The organism is Hymenobacter sp. B1770 (genome assembly GCF_049896385.1).
Classification (GTDB): Bacteria; Bacteroidota; Bacteroidia; order Cytophagales; family Hymenobacteraceae; genus Hymenobacter.
Genome location: NZ_JAFCUF010000001.1, coordinates 641,818 through 658,202 on the forward strand (window position 1 = coordinate 641,818; position 16,385 = coordinate 658,202).

Consider the following 16,385-nt stretch of genomic DNA (forward strand, 5'->3'; position numbering starts at 1 on the left):
TCGAGCAGCGGCCTGCATTAGCCCGGGCTTATTTCAGCACGCGTGTGAGGCTGTAGCGCGGACTTTTAGTCCGCGACCCAGTTTGCGATGAGTCGCGGACTAAAAGTCCGCGCTACGGCTTGGCATTCGTAGCCCACAATCAGGGCGTGATGGTCTCGATGCTGCCGTCGGCCCGGCGCTTCATTTCTGTAACCTTGATGTTGCGCAGCCAGGTTTTGCCAGAGAGCTGAGTGTCGTGGTAGAAGATGTACCACTTGTCTTTGATGGGCACAATGGAGTGGTGGGTGGTCCAGCCCAGTACCGGCTGCATGATAACACCCTGGTAGGTGAAGGGGCCCGCGGGCGAGTCGCCGGTGGCGTATACCAGCAGGTGGGTGTCGCCGGTGGAGTAGGAGAAGTAGTACTTGCCGTTGTATTTATGCATCCAGCCACCTTCGAAAAAGCGACGATTGTTGTCGCTGGCCAGCAGGGGCTTGCCGTTCTTATCCAGAATGACAACCTCTTTCACCGGGCCATCGAATTTCTTCATGTCCGGGGTGAGTTTGGCCATGCGGGCGTTGAGGGCGGGCACGTCGGTGTTGGGCTCTTTTTCGGGGGCTTTGGGGTCATACGTCCCTTTTTGCCAGCGCTGGAGCTGGCCGCCCCAGAGACCTCCAAAGTACATGTAAGCCTGTCCGTCGGTATCGGTGAACACAGCGGGGTCGATGCTGAAGCTACCGGCAATGGGTGCGGGCTCGGCTTTGAAGGGACCGGTGGGCGTCTTGCTGGTGGCCACCCCGATGCGGAATACATCCTGCTTGTCTTTAACGGGGAAGTACAGATAGTAGGTGCCGTTTTTGAAGGCAGCATCGGGGGCCCACAGCTGCCGGCCGGCCCACGGTATGTCCTTGATGTCGAGCCCCACGCCATGGTCGGTGACTTTGCCGTTGATGCTGTCCATGGACAGGATGTGGTAGTCGCGCATGGCGAAATGGTCGCCGTTGTCATTTTCTGTAATTCCGGCCTCGATGTCGTGCGAGGGATAAATGTAAATCTTGCCCCCAAACACGTGGGCCGAAGGGTCGGCCGTGTAAATATCCCGCACCAGGGGCTCGGAAAGCGGCTTTTTGTTTGTGGTGGTGTCGGCTTTGGAAGCGTCCGTAGTGGCCGTGGATTCTTGCTTGGAACTATTGCCTTGGCAGGCCCCGAGCAAAGCCAGGGAGGCCACCAGCGCAGGCACCGAAACGGTTGTTTTGAAGAAAGTGAGCATGGGGAATTTTAAGAATGGAAAGCACTAGCCGGAAATAGCAGAAGCGGTTCACGAGTTGCTCGTAGAACAAGTTTTAACCAGACTGGCGTGTAAATATAGAAGCAGCTTTTGTATGCGCAACTATTTGATAGATAGCCTTTTTTAAAGCTAAACTACCGGAACCGTTTGCGATAGGTTGGCCAAAACTATCGGTGTGCAAGCCCGTTTATTACCCCTGCGGCAGATAACTATTTTGCGGCCAATTGCTTTTATCAGCAGGCCGCCAGTTGCCGCTCCCACCCCCGTACATTTCGCCATCTACTATGGACACTACCGCAGAAACTACCTACCGCAGAATCTTTCAGGTTATCGACGGCAACAAGAAGGCCGTGGGCGACGGCTTTCAGGTGACCAGCCCCATGCCCGGGCCGCGCATCCGCCAGCTCAGCCCCTTCCTGCTCATCGACCACATCGGCCCCATGGCGGTGCCCCCCAGCGACAAGCCCCTGGGCTCGCCGCCCCACCCACACCGCGGCTTCGAAACCGTGACGGTGATGTACCAGGGTGTGCTGGCCCACCGCGACACTGCCGGCCACGCCGGCAACATCGGGCCCGGCGACGTGCAGTGGATGACAGCCGGCGCGGGCCTCATGCACGAGGAACTATACGAGAAGGAATTCACCCGGCAGGGCGGCACGCTGGAGGTGGTGCAGCTTTGGGTAAACGTGCCCAAAAAGGACAAGATGGCGCCGCCCAACTACCAGGACATTCCGTCCGCGGCCATCAAGACCCTTCCCACGCCCGACGGCAAAGGCACCATCCGCGTAATTGCAGGAACTTACAAAGGCGTAAGCGGCCCCGCCACCACCTTTTCGCCCATTACCATGCTCGACGTGCACCTTTCCAAAGGCGCTGAGATAACCCTAAACTTACCCGCCGATTACAATGTGGGCCTCTATATCGTGAAAGGCGACGTGCTGCTGCACGGCGAGCGGCCGGCTGCTACCAAGCAACTCGTGGTGCTGGGCTGGAATTCGCAAGAGGCGCACATCACCGCGGCAGAGGACAGCATTGTGCTAGTGCTGGCCGGCGAACCCATTGAGGAGCCATTGGCTACTTACGGGCCGTTTGTGATGAACACGAACAAAGAGCTGGTGCAAGCCATTGCTGACTTTGAGAGTGGGGCAATGGGGAGGTTTGAGGACGAGGAATAGACCTTGTCGATACATACCTATTCAAATAGCAGAACGTCATGCTGAGCGCAGCCGAAGCATCTCGCGTGGGGTAGTAAACCTGTCGATTGGTTTACTACTGCGGTAGAGATGCTTCGGCTGCGCTCAGCATGACGCTCTTTTTGTTCATTTCCTACGCCGCTATTCCCTTAGCAAGCTACTTCGCGTAGCGCTGCCCGAAAAAGTCGCCCTTGTTCCAGGTCGGCCGCACGGGATTCTGTGCTACTTGGTAGCCAATCAGGAAGCACAGCTGCACGTATTTCTTGCCGGCTTCGAAGTCAAATAAGCCGTTGATATCATCCTGGGGCTTGTGGTAGGTGACGGCGCGCCACTTCTGCACTTCTTCGCTAAGGTTGTTTTTGCCGTCGGCGGTTTTGTTGCCGTATTTGATGTGCAGGGCCGGGATGCCGGCGGTCACGAAGTTGTATTGGTCGCTGCGGATAAAGCGGTTTTGTTCGGGCTCGGGGTCCTGTTCCAGGGCGATGTCCATGTAGGCCGCCGCGCGAGCCACGGGCTCCAGCAAGGTAGAGTGCTGTCCGCCCAGTGCCACCACCGAGAGTAGCGGGGCGATGATGGTGGGCATGTCCATGTTCACATCGGCCACAATGCTGGCTTTGGGCACGGTGGGGTTGGCAGCAAAGGCAGCCGAGCCGAGCAGGCCCAGCTCTTCGCCGGTCATGAACACGAAGAGTACGCTGCGCTTGGGCTTCTCCTTGAGCCTGGAGTAGATTTTGGCAATTTCCAGCACGCAGGACACGCCGGAAGCGTTGTCATGAGCGCCGTTGTTGATGGAGTCACCTTTCACGGGCGCCGTGATGCCGAGGTGGTCGAGGTGGGCCGAGTGCACCACGTACTCGTTGCTCAGCTTGGCATCGAAGCCCGTCACTTTGCCCACCACGTTGTAGCTCTCAATGTCTTGGTAAGTGGACTGCGCGCTGGCGCTGACGGCCGTTTTCAGCGGAGCCGAAGCCGGCTTGCCGCCCTTGATAGTGGCAAAAACCTGGGCCGTATCCAGCCCGGCTCCCTGCATGAGGCGCTGGAGCGTAGCGGCGCTTACAGCCGCGTACAGCTGCTGGCGACTGCCCACCGCGAAGGAGCGCGAGGCAGCTACCTTGCCATTGGCACCCAGCACGCTGTAGGTGCCGCGCTTCAAGTCCGGCAGGGTGCCGGGGCGCGTCGAAGCCACAATCAGGCCCACGGCGCCGCGCTTGGCTGCTGCCTGCAGAATGCCCGACAAGTCTTGGCTGGCCGCGGCTACTGTAGAAGCAAACGTGCGTGGCGCGCCGCGCACAATTACCACCACCTTGCCCTTCACATCGAGGCCGGCGTAGTCGTCGTAGCCCAGCTCGGGCGCGCTGATGCCGAAGCCCGCAAAGGTCAGCGGGGCATCGGCTACGGTGGTGGCGGGCAGCTCGGGGCTGGGGTAAATAACGTAGTCCTGGCCGTCCGTGAGCGGCGCGGCCGCCTGCGCCTCACGCAAGGTGAATGTGGCTCCGGGCTTCAAAAGCGCCTTGCGCAGCTGAACCTTCTGGAGGTAGGTGCCGCCTTCGCCAGCGGGCTGCACGCCCAGGCCTTTGAGTTGTTTCGTGACGTAGTCGACGGCCATCTGGTAGCCCTCGGTGCCGGGCTGGCGGCCTTTTAGCCGGTCGTCGGCGAGGTAGGCAATGTGGGCTTTGATGGCCGCGGGCTGCACTTGGTCTAAGGACTTCTTGACGGGTGCGGGCACGGTAAGTGGCACTTGCGCGTGGGCGGTGCCGCCTAGCAGTAGTGGGAATAAAAGACTTGAAGCGAGGATGGATTTCATAAAGGAATGTTAGACATGGGAGGCCGTCATGCTGAACGCAGTCGAAGCATCTCGCTCGCATCGTTCAACGGTTGAGTTACTACCACACGCGAGATACCTCGGCTGCGCTCGGCATGACGGCCTATCTTTTCTGCTTGAAGTGCTAGGCTATTTCAAGGCTAGAATCTGTTTCAGCTCGGCATCAGTCACCGTCAATAGGCCCACTTTGGGCAGGCGCTCGGTGAGCACGCGCCAGTTGGGCTCCTGCTTAAAGATGGGGCGGAGCAGGGCCATGGCGGCCGGTACTTGCTGCTTATTGGCGAGGGTGATGGCGTGCCAATACTTCATTTCCAGATTATTGGGAAACATCTTTTCCGCGGCCTCATACTCCTTGATGGCCTTGGGCATGTCGTTTTTCTCTACGGCGAGGTCGCCGGCGTTCATGTGCTCGTAGGCGCGGTGCAGGCTTAGGAGGCGGCGCAGCTCAGGGAGCGGGGCGGCGCTGTCGTCCACGCGCAGGTCCACGAGGCGGTCGGCCCAGGGGCCTTCGGTGGCGGTGCCGCGCACCACCAGCAGCGCGGCCGATTGCCGGCCACGGATGTCGCCGCCCTGGGCTTCGGCGGCGTCGAGGGCAGCCAGCACCCGCTCGGCCAAGGGCAGCTTGGCGTTTTGCTCGAAAGCCTTGGCCATAGCGGGCCATACTTTATCGGAGAGCATCATGTTGGCCTGTACCGAAAACTGGTTGCCAGCGATGTGGCCCGCCTTGTCGACGCATTTTTGGCCGGTGTGCACGGCCACGCGGCCCTGGTTGTCGAGGATGGCGACTTGCCGCACGTCGCGACCTTCGTCGTTGGATAACAGCTCGTCTATCGCCTGCTGGGCCGATTTACCACTTTTCAGTAGGGCCAGCCCGCGCAGGCCGAACGACTTATTGGTAAAAGATTGCGTGGCCACCACGCCCACGCCGGCCTCGCCCCAGCTCACCGAGGTGCCCACCGAAAACCAGTGGCTTTGCACAGCCACGGCCATTTCGCCGGTGGCAGGGTCGCGGGCCACAATGCTGAATGTATGGGCCAGCGGGTCGGTAGCCGAATAGAATTGAGCAGCAGCGGGCAGGTGCAGCAGCGCAAGCAACAAGAGTGACAACAGATATTTCAGAAGCATAGCCGGGAAGAGAGATGAGTGGAAGACAGCGACCGAAGGTAGCAACAGTGCTTCTATGGTTGAACTGGTGCGCTGCAAACCCAAATCGATGTGCTGAGTTTACCTTGCTCCAGCTACTCCTTATGCCCCCAACTCAACCGCCCATGATTCGCGTTTCTCACCTCAGCAAACGCTTCGGAGCGCATGCCGTAGTGCAGGACATTTCGTTTGAGTTGGCGGCCGGCGAAACACTGGTGTTGCTCGGCCCCAGCGGCTGCGGCAAAACCACCCTGCTCCAGATGCTCAACCGCTTGATTGAGCCGGACAGTGGCACGGTGGAAATCAATGGCCAGAACATTCTCAGCCAGCGGCCCGAAACACTGCGCCGTGGCATCGGCTACGTTATTCAGCAAGTGGGCCTGCTGCCGCACTACACCGTGGCCGAAAACGTGGCCGTGGTGCCGCGCCTGCTTGGGCACGCCCCGGCCGCCATCCATGCACGTACCACGGCGCTGCTCACCCGCCTGCACCTGCCGCCCGAGCGCTATGCGGCGCAGCTGCCGCACCAGCTTTCGGGTGGGCAGCAGCAACGCGTGGGGCTGGCCCGCGCCCTGGCAGCCGACCCGCCCATTGTGCTGCTCGACGAACCCTTTGGCGCCCTCGACCCGCTGACACGCGCCAGCATCCGCCGAGAGTTTCGCGAGCTTGAGGAATTACGCAGCAAAACGGTGGTGCTCGTTACCCACGACGTCACCGAAGCCTTCGAGCTAGCCGACCGAATTCTGCTGCTTGATGCCGGCCGGGTGCAGCAGTCGGGAACGCCCCGAGAGCTGCTGTTTCGGCCGGCCAATGATTTTGTGCGCCGGTTTTTTGCCGCCGAGCGGCTTGCCTTGCAGCTGCGCACCCTCACGCTGGGCAATGTTTTTGCTGAGGATGCAGGAATGCAAGACAGCGGGCAGGCCCATCTGCCTTTGACTGCTGAAACCACGGTGCACGAGGCCCTCGAAGCCCTGACCAGCGCTGCTGATGCTGGCGCCTCGGCTCACTTCAGCGTAGCGGAACTTATGGCTGCTTTCGGGTGGGCTTTGCAACGGGAGGAGGAAGTATGGAAACGCTAGCGGCGCTGTTCACCTTTTGGCGCGAGCAGGCCGACAAGCTCGGCGAGCAAACGCTGCAGCACATCGGCCTGACGGCGGCTTCGCTGCTGCTGGCCGTGCTGCTGGGCGTGCCCGTGGGCTTGTGGCTGTCGCGCCGGCCGCGCTGGGCCCCGGCGGTGCTGGGCCTGGCCGGCGTGCTGCAAACGGTGCCCAGCATCGCCCTGCTCGGCTTTCTGATTCCCTTGCTGGGCATTGGGCCGAAGCCAGCCATTTTTGCGCTGTTTCTGTACTCGCTGCTGCCCATTATTCGCAACACGCTGACGGGCATTCAGGGCGTGGCGCCGGCCGTGGTGGAAGCGGCCCGCGGCCTGGGCCTGACCGACGGCCAAGTGCTGCGCCGAGTAGAATTGCCCCTGGCGCTGCCGGTGCTCATGGCCGGCATTCGTACCGCCACGGTAATAAACGTGGGTGTAGCCACCCTGGCAGCCTACGTAGCGGCGGGCGGGCTGGGTGAGTTTATTTTTGGCGGCATTGCCTTAAATAACCCCGCCATGATTCTGGCCGGGGCGCTGCCCGCTGCCGGCCTGGCCCTGGCATTTGATGCGGCACTGGGCGCGGTGCAAAAGCTGAGCGCCCGCCGCCTCAGGCAAGTGGGCAGGGCGCTGCTGGTGGCGCTGCCGCTGCTGGGCTCGCTCTACCTGCTGCCCCGCGCCACGGGCAAGCTGCTGGCTGGCTTCAGCCCCGAGTTTGTGGGCCGGGCTGATGGGCTGCCCGGCCTCACCAAGACCTACGGCCTCACGCACCTGCCCAACGTGGTGCTGGCGCCCGCGCTGGTGTACGAAGCTGCCCGCAACGCCAATGTCGACGTCATCGACGGCTACTCCACCGACGGTCGCATCCGGGCCTACAACCTGCGCGTGCTGCACGACGACCAGCACGTATTTCCGCCCTACTACGCGGCGCCCGTTGTACGCCCCGCTCTGTTGCGCGAGCACCCCGAGTTGGCCGCCGTGCTCGGCCAGCTCGATGGGCAGATATCGGATTCGGTAATGACCAACCTGAACTACCGCGCCGACTACCTGCACCAGTCGCCCCAGGTTATTGCCGAAGCTTTTTTGCGGCGGCGCGGGCTGTGGCGGGCGCCCCGGCCGGCCGTTGAAAACGCCCCGGTCGTGCGCCTGGGCTCCAAGATTTTTGCCGAGCAATACATTCTGGCCGAGCTGTACGCCGCCCTCATCCGCGGCAATACCAACCTGACCGTGCAAACCAAAACCGGCCTCGGCGGCACCACCATCTGCTTCGATGCGTTGCGCGACGGCGCCATTGATATGTACCCCGAATACACTGGCACGGGCTTGCTCGTACTGCTCCAACCCACGCCCGCCGTGGTCGATTCGCTGGGCGGCCGGCCCGAGGCAGTGCTCAATTATGTTCGCCAAGAGTTCCGCAGCCGCTACAACCTGGAGTGGCTGGCTCCGCTGGGCTTCAATAATACTTATGCCCTGCTCATGCGGCAGCGGCAGGCGCAGGAGTTGGGCATTACCTCGGTGTCGGAGCTAGGGCAGTACTTGCGGCAGTAACCCAAATGAACCGGCAAGCGGGACACCAGATGAGCATGACGTTCTCTCAGCATGACGTTCTTTTTATTCCCGTCTGGCGAGCAACCTTATTTTTGACCCATGACTTCTCCGTTCCGCCTTGCTACTGCCACCCTTGCCGACGCCCCGCGCCTTACGGCTCTCGTAAACAGCGCCTACCGCGGCGACTCCTCCCGCCAGGGCTGGACCACCGAAGCCCACCTGCTCGATGGCCAGCGCATTGACGAAGAAGGCATTCGGGACATGCTGGGCGTGCCCGAGGCCGCTATGCTGCTCTGCCTCGGAGAAAACGACGAGCTGTTGGGCAGCTTCTACACCCACCCCACCGGGAACAAAATGTACCTGGGCATGCTGGCCGTAGCGCCCACTGGGCAAGGCCGGGGCGTGGGCAAATTCCTCATTCGGGCCGCCGAAAACTACGGCCGTCAGCACGGCTGTGCCGTGAGCAAAATGACCGTTATTTCCGTGCGTCCCGAGCTTATTGCTTTCTACGAGCGGCTGGGCTACCGCCAGACTGGCGCCACCGAGCCCTTTCCCACCGACCCGCGCTACGGCATTCCCAAGCACCCTTTGACGCTGCTGGTGCTGGAAAAACCGCTGGCCTGAGGTGTTTGAAGTTGCGTCGCTGAAGGCTGCCCTTAGTTCCGCTGCACACTCAGTACGATGCTTTTCGGCTGTTGAGCCGCGGTTGTTTTTGGGTAGGGCGTCACGTCGTGGAGCACTACCAAGTAGCCGCGGTCATTGGCTTGCACCATGCCTTGCGCATCAGCGCTGACACCAGACAAAACCAACTTGAGTGTCTGGCTCGACCCATCTGCTGCCTGGATGCTGAGCACTACTTCGGCAACGCCTCCCCACGCGCAAACCACGTCTTGGGGGCAACGGCTGTCGTTCACACCTTCTACTTTGACGGTGAGCTCCGGCATCCGCTGGTTGGGGAAGGCTCCGCTTTGCTGCTGCCGTAGGGTCACCTGCTGGTCGAAGGGCGCATCGATGAGCGGAGCAGCAGAGTCATCTTTCTGGCAGCCCGCAAGGCACCACACGAAGGCAGTTAAAACAAAGAGTAGTTTCATGAGACGTATGGTGTGGCGTGGTAAGCTGGGATTGGGGAGCTGCGACGTTGACCGCTGCATAGCACCAAAGGTTGCGTGCACTCGCTGATATTCCTGGCAGACGCTGCAAGCGGCAGCCTTCGCATGAAAAACTAGGGTACGAAAACCGAGCCAGCCTCGCACTGGAAAACGTCCGCTTCACGTAGTAGAAAACGGAACGCTTGCTCGGGAGTAAAGTCGTACAGAGAATAGCGCCCGCAAGCGAAGGCAACAGATGCCAGCGCACCACCTCATCAACTCAAATCCATGACCAGCACTCCTCTTTCCGACTTAGAAACCGCCCTGCAAAATGCCAGCACCCTGCCCGCTGAAGCCCTGCAACGAGCCCTTGAGCTGGTAGGCCAGCACCTGCGCGCCGACCGCTGCTTTCTCTACGTGCGCGACCCAGCGCAGGGCCGTGGCCGCATTGCCCTAGTCTGGCGCCTCGATGAGGCCGTGCCCGACCCACGCCACGACTGGCAAGCTGACACCGGCGACCTCCTCAAAGAGGACCCGCTCTTTCGCGCCGCCCTGGCCGCTCAGCCCTCGGTATTTGTCGATGACGTAACCGAAGCCGGCCCCGACGTGCTCAACCAGAAATTCGAGCGACGCACCTTCGGCCACCGCGCCCTGGTCCACGCCCACATCACCGAAGGCGAGCAGCTGTGGGGCATTCTGCAGCCCTGCGTCTTCGGCCACCCCCGCCACTGGACTGCCGCCGAGCGGGAGTACGTGGAGGAGGCGGTGCCGCTGTTTCTGCCGGTTGTGCAGCGGTATGTGGAGGCGGGGAAACCGGATGGGGAGGACGGCTGATATTTAAGCGTAGCATAACCACCGTTTCCGGGGACGCCCTCTGCTGAGTTAGGGCTTAATGCTCTGGTGGTAGACATCGGCCTTTACTGGGACGGTAAAACCTCCAGAAGAGGAGCTGCAAGGCGAATAAGGCCCAGTACAGGGGGAATCGCAGGTAGGTGTACAGCAGTTCGAACGCATCAACGGGCACCCCCGGCGGCCGGCGGGTGCGGTCGATTTCCACCGAGATGGAGAGCAGGGGCAGGAGGAGGCAAAAGACGAGCGCAACGGCTAGAGTGGACCAATCACCGAGCGAAAGGGAGACCCCGCGCCGCGCACGCCAGACGCTAGCCCCCGCCAACAGGCAGAAAACCGCATAATCGAAATACCCGACGAACATCGCAGACGCAAACACATACTCCGGGGTGGGCATGAGCATAGAGAATAAAAATAAGGTCCCGTTGTCGCATGGAGAGAGGGCAAGCAAAGTACTGAAATACGCTCGTCTCGCTTTTCGACCGTTTCCCCTGAACGCCCCCTTCAGGCTTAAGATTTAGAGTGCCGTACATTGCGGAACCCACAGGCGGCGGTCGAAAGAAGGGCCGGGTCGCAGCAGCACCGGGGGCGTAACCGGCTTCCTCGTATGACAGCGTCGCGCCGGCACGGGCTATTTCCCTTTCATATTACTTGGGGTGGGCCTTTTACGGGCGCCTATTTTAGGAAGGGTCCGCGGGCGCTTGGTTGTTTGGGTGACCCGTTCCAACTCGTTGCCCGCGAGGATAAACGCGCCCATGCCCCTGATGTCGTTGGTTTTGATAGGCTCGTGGGTGTAGTAGTCGTAGCTGCCGTCCCGGTAGGGTTGGCTGCCCAGGCCCGCCACGGCCACGGTGCCGGTCAGGTTCACCTGTCCGTGCGCACCGGTTTCGATGAACCGCTGAACGATGCCTTGGGAGGCCTTCGTCGCCGTGGCTAGGTAGCGGGGCGGCAAGTGCCCTTGTCGCACGCCCTTGGCCAGGGCGTGTGTCAACAAACACGACGCAGACGCCTCCGGGTAGTTCCCCGGCGCGGTACCTTGGTCCAGTACCTGGTACCAGAGGCTACTGTGGGGTCTTGGTACCGTTGCGCCGCCGCGGCCAAGCGACCTAAAATAGCGACTGGGGAATCGCGCTTGGGGTGATGGGCGGGGAAGTAGTCGAGCGCCTCAACCAGCCCGGCAGCGTACCACCCCAGGGCCCGGCCCCAGAAATGAGGCGATTGCCCGGTTCGGGGGTTGGCCCAGCGCTGCTGGCGCGCGTCGTAGCCGTGGTAGAGCAGGCCGGTTTTGGGGCCGCGGGCGTGCTGTTCCATGAGGATGAACTGCCGGGCCACGTCGTTGAAGGCCGCCGCTTCGTGGGTGAGGGCCGCGTACTGCGCGTAGAAGGGTTGCCCCATGTAGAGGCCATCAAGCCACATCTGGCGCGGGTACACTTGCTTGTGCCAAAAGCCGCCATCGGGGTTGCGCGGGTGGCCTTTTAGCTGCTCCCGCAAGGCAGCGGCGGCTTTGAGGTACTTGGGCTGGTGGGTTTGCTGGTACAGAAACAGCATCAGGGTGCCGTTTTTTACCCCATCGATGTTGTAGTCGGCCAGCCAGTATTTTCGAATGCTGCCGTCCGGCTGCACGAAAAAATTGATGCTTTTCTGAATGTAATCGAAGTACTGCGGGGCGCCCGTGCGCTCCCACAAGCCTTTCATCCCTTCCAACACCACGCCCTGCCCGTAATTCCACTTCACGGGCTTGCCCGGAAACTCGGCCAGCGAATCGGGGCTCGTTGCTCACCTTTTTACACGGAGGAACAGCAGGGCTTAAAAATCTCTTGCGCTGTGCCGCCAATTTCTGGGTGGGCATGTGCCTGCCTTGTTGTAATTCATCGCACCAGCTTTTCAGCCCGAAACAGGTCGTCTGAAGCTTGCAGCAGCTTGGCGCGCAGCTTGGGGTTGTAGTCGGGGTGGGCTTGCAGAAAGGCGCGCACGATGGTGGCGGCGCCAGCAGTTTGGTAAGAGCCCAGCGAGGCCTGCAGCCAGGAATATGGAAAAAAGATGTCACCCGTGAGCTGGATTTCCTCCAGCAGCTCCAGGCTCTGGGACAGGTATTTTTCGGAAGTAGCGTGGCGCAGCGGGTGGTGCAGGTAGCTGAGCGCGGCCGTGACCCAGGCTTCCTTTTCGCGGTTCTTGTCGTCGGCCAGGGAGGCAAAGAAGGTATCCCGGGTGGCAGCGTCGGGCGCCAGGGCGGGCATCAGGAATTCTAAGCGGCGGCGGCGGTCCACATTTTTGATGCGGGCGAGCTGCTGGGGTAAAACGGGCTGCGGCGCAGCGTAGTCGCGCACGGCCAGCGCCAGGGCCAGGGCGGTGTAGTCGTCCTCGGTCAGCTTCACACCGGCGGGGGCCTTTTCCGATTGCCAGATTTGGTAGAGGCCGGCTTGCGCGGGCGGGGTAAGAGCGATGGACTGATACGTTTTGAATAGCAGCTTTTTGGAATTAGCAGCCGGGTTTTTTTGCAGCGCAGCCCAAATGTCTTTCTCTAAATCGGGCACCACGGCCAGCCGCTGGGCCGGGCTAAGGAAGTGCCAGAAAATGTCGCTGGCCTGGCCCGTAAGCAGCTTCAGGTTCAGCTCTTCGGGCTCGCGGGTGAGGGCCTGACGGTAGACCGTGAGCAGCTCCTGCGGCTTGATGACCTGGCCGTTGAGCATGTTCTCATAAAGGTTGACGTAGGCGGCGGCTCGGGCCACGGGGTTCTTTAGCGTGGCCAGCTGAGCTGTGAGCTGCCGAGCTACTGGAAATACGCCGTAGCCCAGGCCCGTGGAGTTGAACAGGATATAGCTGGGAGCTGGCTGGCCCACAGCCTGGGGCAGCGATACGGCCCGCTCGCTCATGTTCACGAAAAGCTCCTTGGTGCGGCCGCCGGGGTACACCAGCAGCACTTCAAAAAGCTGGGGCCAGAGGCGGTCGGAGGCATCTTCTGCCTGCTGGGTGAGGGTGAGTTGCGTGATTTTGCCAGCGCTGATTTTCAGCTCGTGGCTGAAGACGGGACGGCCGGGCTGGTTCACCCACACCTGGTTCCAGGCCTGCAGGTCGGCGGGGGTACGGGCGTCCAGAATGTCGATGAGGTCGGGCCAGGTGGCGTTGCTGTTCGAGTACTTCCGCAAATACTCCTGCAGGCCCTGCTGGAAGGCGGCTGGGCCCATCAGCCGCTCGAGCTGCCGCATCATGATGGGCGCTTTGTGGTAGATGATGTTGCCGTAGAGGGAGCCCGCGTCCTGCAGGTTGGCCAGCGGCTGGCGGATGGGGTTGGCCCCCGCCGTGCGGTCAATACCGTAGGCGGCGGGGTAGTGGTCGATGACGAACTTGAGGTCGTAGTTTGAATTCTTGACGGCCACCTGCGTCACTTTATCGGCCATGAAATTGGCAAATACCTCCTTCATCCACACGTCGTTGAACCACTGCATGGTCACGAGGTCGCCAAACCACATGTGAGCCGTTTCGTGGGCCACCAGGCTGGAGCGGGCCAGCAGCTGGTCCTGCGTGGCGCCCTCGTCCAGAAACAGCGTCGAGGCCTTGTAATCGATAGCGCCCACGTGCTCCATGCCACCGTACTGAAAGTCAGGAATCGACACGAAATCAAACTTCTGAAACGGGTACGGGATGCCCGTGTACTGCTCCATGAACTGCAGCGCATCGGCGTGCAGCTGAAAGATGGGCCCGAGGCTGAGGCGCAGCTTGGACGGGTCGGTTTCGCGGTGCAGCAGGGTCATGGGGCGGCCGTTCATCTGCCGGGTGAGGCGCGTGAATTTGCCCGCCGCGAACGAAAACAGGTAGGTGCTGATGCTGTCGGACGTGGCGAATATATAGGTTTTGAACCCTGGCAATGTGCCGTCGAGGGAGTGCGCTGCTGAGTCAACTAAAGGCGCATTCGTCATTGCCTGCCAGTCTTTTGGCAAGGTGAGTTGTAGTTTAAAAGTGGCCTTCAAGTTGGGCTGGTCGAACACCGGGAACACGGTGCGGGCGCGGTCGGGCACGAGCAGCGTGTAGAGGTAATCGGCGTTGCGGTTCAGCGATTGCTCTCCGGCGTTTAAGCGAATTTCAGCCACGTTGCGGCCGGGTTTCAGGGCGGCGGCGGGCAGCACGAGGTGCTCCTTGCGGTGGTCGAGGGGCACAGGCTGGCCGTTCACGGTCAGGCTTTGCAGGTTGGCGGTAGGTGCTTTGAAATCAAGTTGCACCGGCTGCTGGTTGTCGCGCAGGGTGAAGGCCACGGACTCGACCACGGCAATGGGCTTGGTTTTCTGAGCCGGAATGGTCAGATTGAGGTCATAGGCCACGCGGCTGATGTTCTTTTTGCGCTCAATAGCGAGGGCTTCGGAAACGCCGGTGGTCACAGGCGGCAGGGCAACATCGGCAGCACCAGCCTCGGCAGTCGCGGGCACCGCGGCAGGGCGGGATACAGGTTGGCGCTGGCAGGCGGCAGTGAGCACGGCAAGCGCAAAAGCGCCAGCCCTGCCATATTTACGGAAGCTAAAATTCATCAGGAGGTTCCAGTGCAGAGAATACCAAAAGTAACCGCCAGCACATGAGAAACGTCCCCGACCCACTGTCTGCTTTGCCTCCCAACGTGCGGCTGTTCCCGCTCGGAGACGCGGCCATTGTGCTCGAATTTGGTGACTGCATTAGTGCGGCTACCCACCGCGCCATTCAGGCCGTGAGCGCCTACTTGGCCCTACATCCGTTTATGGGTCTGCGCGAATACGTGCCCGCCTTCACCACCCTAACGGTGTACTACGACCCTTGGCTGTTGAGCGATACCGGCCAGCAGCCCTACGAGCGAGCTTCGGAAATCCTGCGGCGCCTACTGCCCGCGGCTCAGGCTACCGAAGCAGCGGTGGAAGCCACCACGGTTGAAATCCCAGTTTACTACGGCGGGGCGTTTGGGCCCGATTTAGCGTTTGTGGCCCAGCACACGGGGCTGTCGTCAGACGAAGTAATTGCCCGGCATTCGGCACCCGATTACTTGGTGCACATGATTGGCTTCGCGCCCGGTTTCCCCTATCTGGGCGGCCTGGATGCGCAACTGGCCACGCCGCGCAAATCCCAGCCGCGACCCTTGGTGCCAGCCGGCTCCGTTGGTATTGCCGGCCCGCAGACTGGGGTTTATTCCCTGCCCACGCCCGGCGGTTGGCAGCTCATCGGCCGCACGCCGTTGCAGCTCTTCAATCCGGCCTGGAACACGCCCAGCCTGCTCCAGGCCGGTCAAAAGCTGCGCTTCGTGACCATTAGCGAAGCCGAATACCATAGCCGCCAGCAGCATGAGTCTTAGCATTCTTCGCCCCGGCCTGCTCACCACCGTGCAAGACCTTGGCCGGCACGGCTACCAGAAAGACGGCATCGTGGTGAGCGGCGCCATGGACGCCACGGCCCTGCGGGTAGCCAACCTGCTGGTGGGCAATCCCGAGAACACCGCCGGCCTGGAAGTCACCCTGATGGGCCCCAGAATTCGCTTCGAAACCAACTGCCTCATTGCCCTCGCCGGCGCCCACGTATCTCCTTCCCTCAACGGCCAACCTATGGGCTTGCACCGTCCCGTGTGGGTGACGGCCGGCACGGAGCTGGCCTTTGGGACGCCCATAGCGGGCAGCAGGGCCTGCCTCGCTGTGTCGGGAGGGTTTGCCCTGGCGCCGGTGCTCGGCAGCCACGCCACTTACCTGCGTGCGGGCTTCGGCGGGCTGCACGGCCGAGCCCTGCAAGTTGGTGATAGTATTCCCTGCGCCGGCCCTACTGTCACAGGCCAAAAGCTCATGCAAAACCTTGCTTCAAATGAATCAGCTGCAACCTGGCAGCAAGCCCGCTGGACCCCGCAGCCAGAACTGTGCCCCAAGCCTCGGCCGCGCCCAATAATTCGGGCCATTCGCGGTCCGGAATACGAGCAGTTTTCAGAGGAAAGCCAGCGTAATTTCTGGCAGCAGCCTTACACGGTGACCACGGAAGCCGACCGCATGGGCTACCGGCTGCAAGGGCATACTTTGAGCCGCCATACAGATGCCGAATTGCTGTCTACTGCCGTCACCTTTGGCACGGTGCAAGTGCCAACCAGCGGGCAACCCATCGTGCTCATGGCTGACCACCAAACCACCGGCGGTTATCCTCGGATTGCCCAGGTTATCTCAGTCGATTTTTCGGCTTTGGCGCAGGTGCTGCCGGGACAGGCCATCCATTTTCAGGAAGTGGCATTGGCCGAGGCGCAGACGCTGTACCTTGCGCAGGAACGGCGGTTGCACGAGTTGCAGCGGGCTGTTGCAATGAAAGTATTAGGAACGATGTAGAGACGCATATTTGCGTCTCGTAGTCCGCACCGATAGGGACCGGCTGGCTAATCTATCGTTCGAGCGTTCTTCGC

The 16,385-nt window shown here is 61.3% G+C and carries 13 protein-coding genes and 1 pseudogene; 7 read left to right on the top strand and 7 right to left on the bottom strand.

The genetic code is table 11. The features are described 5' to 3' along the window. Positions 1 to 139 precede the first annotated feature (139 nt). A complete protein-coding gene (locus ACP7AJ_RS02690; RefSeq protein ID WP_426058637.1) occupies positions 140 to 1,249 on the bottom strand; it encodes a glycoside hydrolase family 43 protein in 1,110 nt (369 codons plus the stop codon). Positions 1,250 to 1,551: 302 nt separating this feature from the next. On the opposite strand from ACP7AJ_RS02690, the gene ACP7AJ_RS02695 reads away from it, so the two are divergent. Further along, positions 1,552 to 2,442 (top strand): pirin family protein, encoded by an 891-nt coding sequence (locus ACP7AJ_RS02695; RefSeq protein ID WP_426058638.1) that lies wholly within the window; start codon positions 1,552 to 1,554, stop codon positions 2,440 to 2,442. A gap of 175 nt (positions 2,443 to 2,617) precedes the next feature. On the opposite strand, the gene ACP7AJ_RS02700 is transcribed toward ACP7AJ_RS02695, so the two are convergent. Both ACP7AJ_RS02700 and ACP7AJ_RS02705 read right to left on the bottom strand, forming a co-directional pair. Further along, on the bottom strand, positions 2,618 to 4,264 hold the full coding sequence (locus ACP7AJ_RS02700; RefSeq protein ID WP_426058639.1) for a M28 family peptidase: 1,647 nt from the start codon (positions 4,262 to 4,264) through the stop codon (positions 2,618 to 2,620). Between the two features lie 147 nt (positions 4,265 to 4,411). Further along, positions 4,412 to 5,401 (bottom strand): DUF1028 domain-containing protein, encoded by a 990-nt coding sequence (locus ACP7AJ_RS02705; RefSeq protein WP_426058901.1) that lies wholly within the window; start codon positions 5,399 to 5,401, stop codon positions 4,412 to 4,414. A 149-nt stretch (positions 5,402 to 5,550) separates the two neighbouring features. Here ACP7AJ_RS02705 and ACP7AJ_RS02710 point away from each other — a divergent pair, with 149 nt between their 5' ends. From ACP7AJ_RS02710 to ACP7AJ_RS02720, 3 genes are all read left to right on the top strand, one after another. Beyond that, positions 5,551 to 6,504: an ABC transporter ATP-binding protein gene (locus ACP7AJ_RS02710; RefSeq protein ID WP_426058640.1), complete on the top strand. Its 954-nt coding sequence runs from the start codon at positions 5,551 to 5,553 to the stop codon at positions 6,502 to 6,504. After that, positions 6,492 to 8,063, top strand: a complete 1,572-nt coding sequence (locus ACP7AJ_RS02715; protein WP_426058641.1) for an ABC transporter permease/substrate-binding protein — start codon at positions 6,492 to 6,494, stop codon at positions 8,061 to 8,063. The genes ACP7AJ_RS02710 and ACP7AJ_RS02715 overlap by 13 nt, the downstream gene beginning before the upstream one ends. Before the next feature lie 99 nt (positions 8,064 to 8,162). After that, the gene (locus tag ACP7AJ_RS02720; RefSeq protein ID WP_426058642.1) at positions 8,163 to 8,687 is read left to right on the top strand and encodes a GNAT family N-acetyltransferase; all 525 of its coding nucleotides are present in this window, start codon (positions 8,163 to 8,165) and stop codon (positions 8,685 to 8,687) included. 32 nt (positions 8,688 to 8,719) lie between these two features. Here the strand turns inward: ACP7AJ_RS02720 and ACP7AJ_RS02725 are convergent, their stop codons facing one another. Then, positions 8,720 to 9,154 carry a hypothetical protein gene (locus tag ACP7AJ_RS02725; RefSeq protein WP_426058643.1) on the bottom strand — a complete coding sequence of 145 codons (435 nt, stop codon included), beginning with the start codon at positions 9,152 to 9,154 and terminating at the stop codon, positions 8,720 to 8,722. Between the two features lie 285 nt (positions 9,155 to 9,439). On the opposite strand from ACP7AJ_RS02725, the gene ACP7AJ_RS02730 reads away from it, so the two are divergent. After that, the gene (locus tag ACP7AJ_RS02730) at positions 9,440 to 9,985 is read left to right on the top strand and encodes a GAF domain-containing protein (protein WP_426058644.1); all 546 of its coding nucleotides are present in this window, start codon (positions 9,440 to 9,442) and stop codon (positions 9,983 to 9,985) included. A gap of 55 nt (positions 9,986 to 10,040) precedes the next feature. Here the strand turns inward: ACP7AJ_RS02730 and ACP7AJ_RS02735 are convergent, their stop codons facing one another. The 3 genes and pseudogenes from ACP7AJ_RS02735 to ACP7AJ_RS02745 all read right to left on the bottom strand — a co-directional run bounded on the left by ACP7AJ_RS02735 (position 10,041) and on the right by ACP7AJ_RS02745 (position 14,469). Next, positions 10,041 to 10,403 carry a hypothetical protein gene (locus ACP7AJ_RS02735; RefSeq protein ID WP_426058645.1) on the bottom strand — a complete coding sequence of 121 codons (363 nt, stop codon included), beginning with the start codon at positions 10,401 to 10,403 and terminating at the stop codon, positions 10,041 to 10,043. Positions 10,404 to 10,631: 228 nt separating this feature from the next. Continuing rightward, positions 10,632 to 11,695, bottom strand: a pseudogene (locus tag ACP7AJ_RS02740) (glycoside hydrolase family 88/105 protein). A gap of 173 nt (positions 11,696 to 11,868) precedes the next feature. After that, the gene (locus ACP7AJ_RS02745; protein WP_426058646.1) at positions 11,869 to 14,469 is read right to left on the bottom strand and encodes a M1 family metallopeptidase; all 2,601 of its coding nucleotides are present in this window, start codon (positions 14,467 to 14,469) and stop codon (positions 11,869 to 11,871) included. A 95-nt stretch (positions 14,470 to 14,564) separates the two neighbouring features. Here ACP7AJ_RS02745 and pxpB point away from each other — a divergent pair, with 95 nt between their 5' ends. Together pxpB and ACP7AJ_RS02755 are read left to right on the top strand one after the other, a co-directional pair. Next, positions 14,565 to 15,308, top strand: a complete 744-nt coding sequence (gene pxpB, locus ACP7AJ_RS02750) for a 5-oxoprolinase subunit PxpB (protein ID WP_426058647.1) — start codon at positions 14,565 to 14,567, stop codon at positions 15,306 to 15,308. After that, positions 15,298 to 16,311 (top strand): biotin-dependent carboxyltransferase family protein, encoded by a 1,014-nt coding sequence (locus ACP7AJ_RS02755; protein ID WP_426058648.1) that lies wholly within the window; start codon positions 15,298 to 15,300, stop codon positions 16,309 to 16,311. The genes pxpB and ACP7AJ_RS02755 overlap by 11 nt, the downstream gene beginning before the upstream one ends. Positions 16,312 to 16,385 lie beyond the last annotated feature (74 nt).

Excerpts from the sequence above, each read along its gene's own strand:
- ACP7AJ_RS02730 (WP_426058644.1), top strand. The coding sequence starts at position 9,440 with ATGACCAGCACTCCTCTTTCCGACTTAGAAACCGCCCTGCAAAATGCC.
- ACP7AJ_RS02690 (WP_426058637.1), bottom strand. The coding sequence starts at position 1,249 with ATGCTCACTTTCTTCAAAACAACCGTTTCGGTGCCTGCGCTGGTGGCC.
- pxpB (WP_426058647.1), top strand. The coding sequence starts at position 14,565 with ATGAGAAACGTCCCCGACCCACTGTCTGCTTTGCCTCCCAACGTGCGG.
- ACP7AJ_RS02755 (WP_426058648.1), top strand. The coding sequence starts at position 15,298 with ATGAGTCTTAGCATTCTTCGCCCCGGCCTGCTCACCACCGTGCAAGAC.
- ACP7AJ_RS02710 (WP_426058640.1), top strand. The coding sequence starts at position 5,551 with ATGATTCGCGTTTCTCACCTCAGCAAACGCTTCGGAGCGCATGCCGTA.
- ACP7AJ_RS02720 (WP_426058642.1), top strand. The coding sequence starts at position 8,163 with ATGACTTCTCCGTTCCGCCTTGCTACTGCCACCCTTGCCGACGCCCCG.
- ACP7AJ_RS02695 (WP_426058638.1), top strand. The coding sequence starts at position 1,552 with ATGGACACTACCGCAGAAACTACCTACCGCAGAATCTTTCAGGTTATC.
- ACP7AJ_RS02715 (WP_426058641.1), top strand. The coding sequence starts at position 6,492 with ATGGAAACGCTAGCGGCGCTGTTCACCTTTTGGCGCGAGCAGGCCGAC.
- ACP7AJ_RS02700 (WP_426058639.1), bottom strand. The coding sequence starts at position 4,264 with ATGAAATCCATCCTCGCTTCAAGTCTTTTATTCCCACTACTGCTAGGC.
- ACP7AJ_RS02735 (WP_426058645.1), bottom strand. The coding sequence starts at position 10,403 with ATGCTCATGCCCACCCCGGAGTATGTGTTTGCGTCTGCGATGTTCGTC.
- ACP7AJ_RS02725 (WP_426058643.1), bottom strand. The coding sequence starts at position 9,154 with ATGAAACTACTCTTTGTTTTAACTGCCTTCGTGTGGTGCCTTGCGGGC.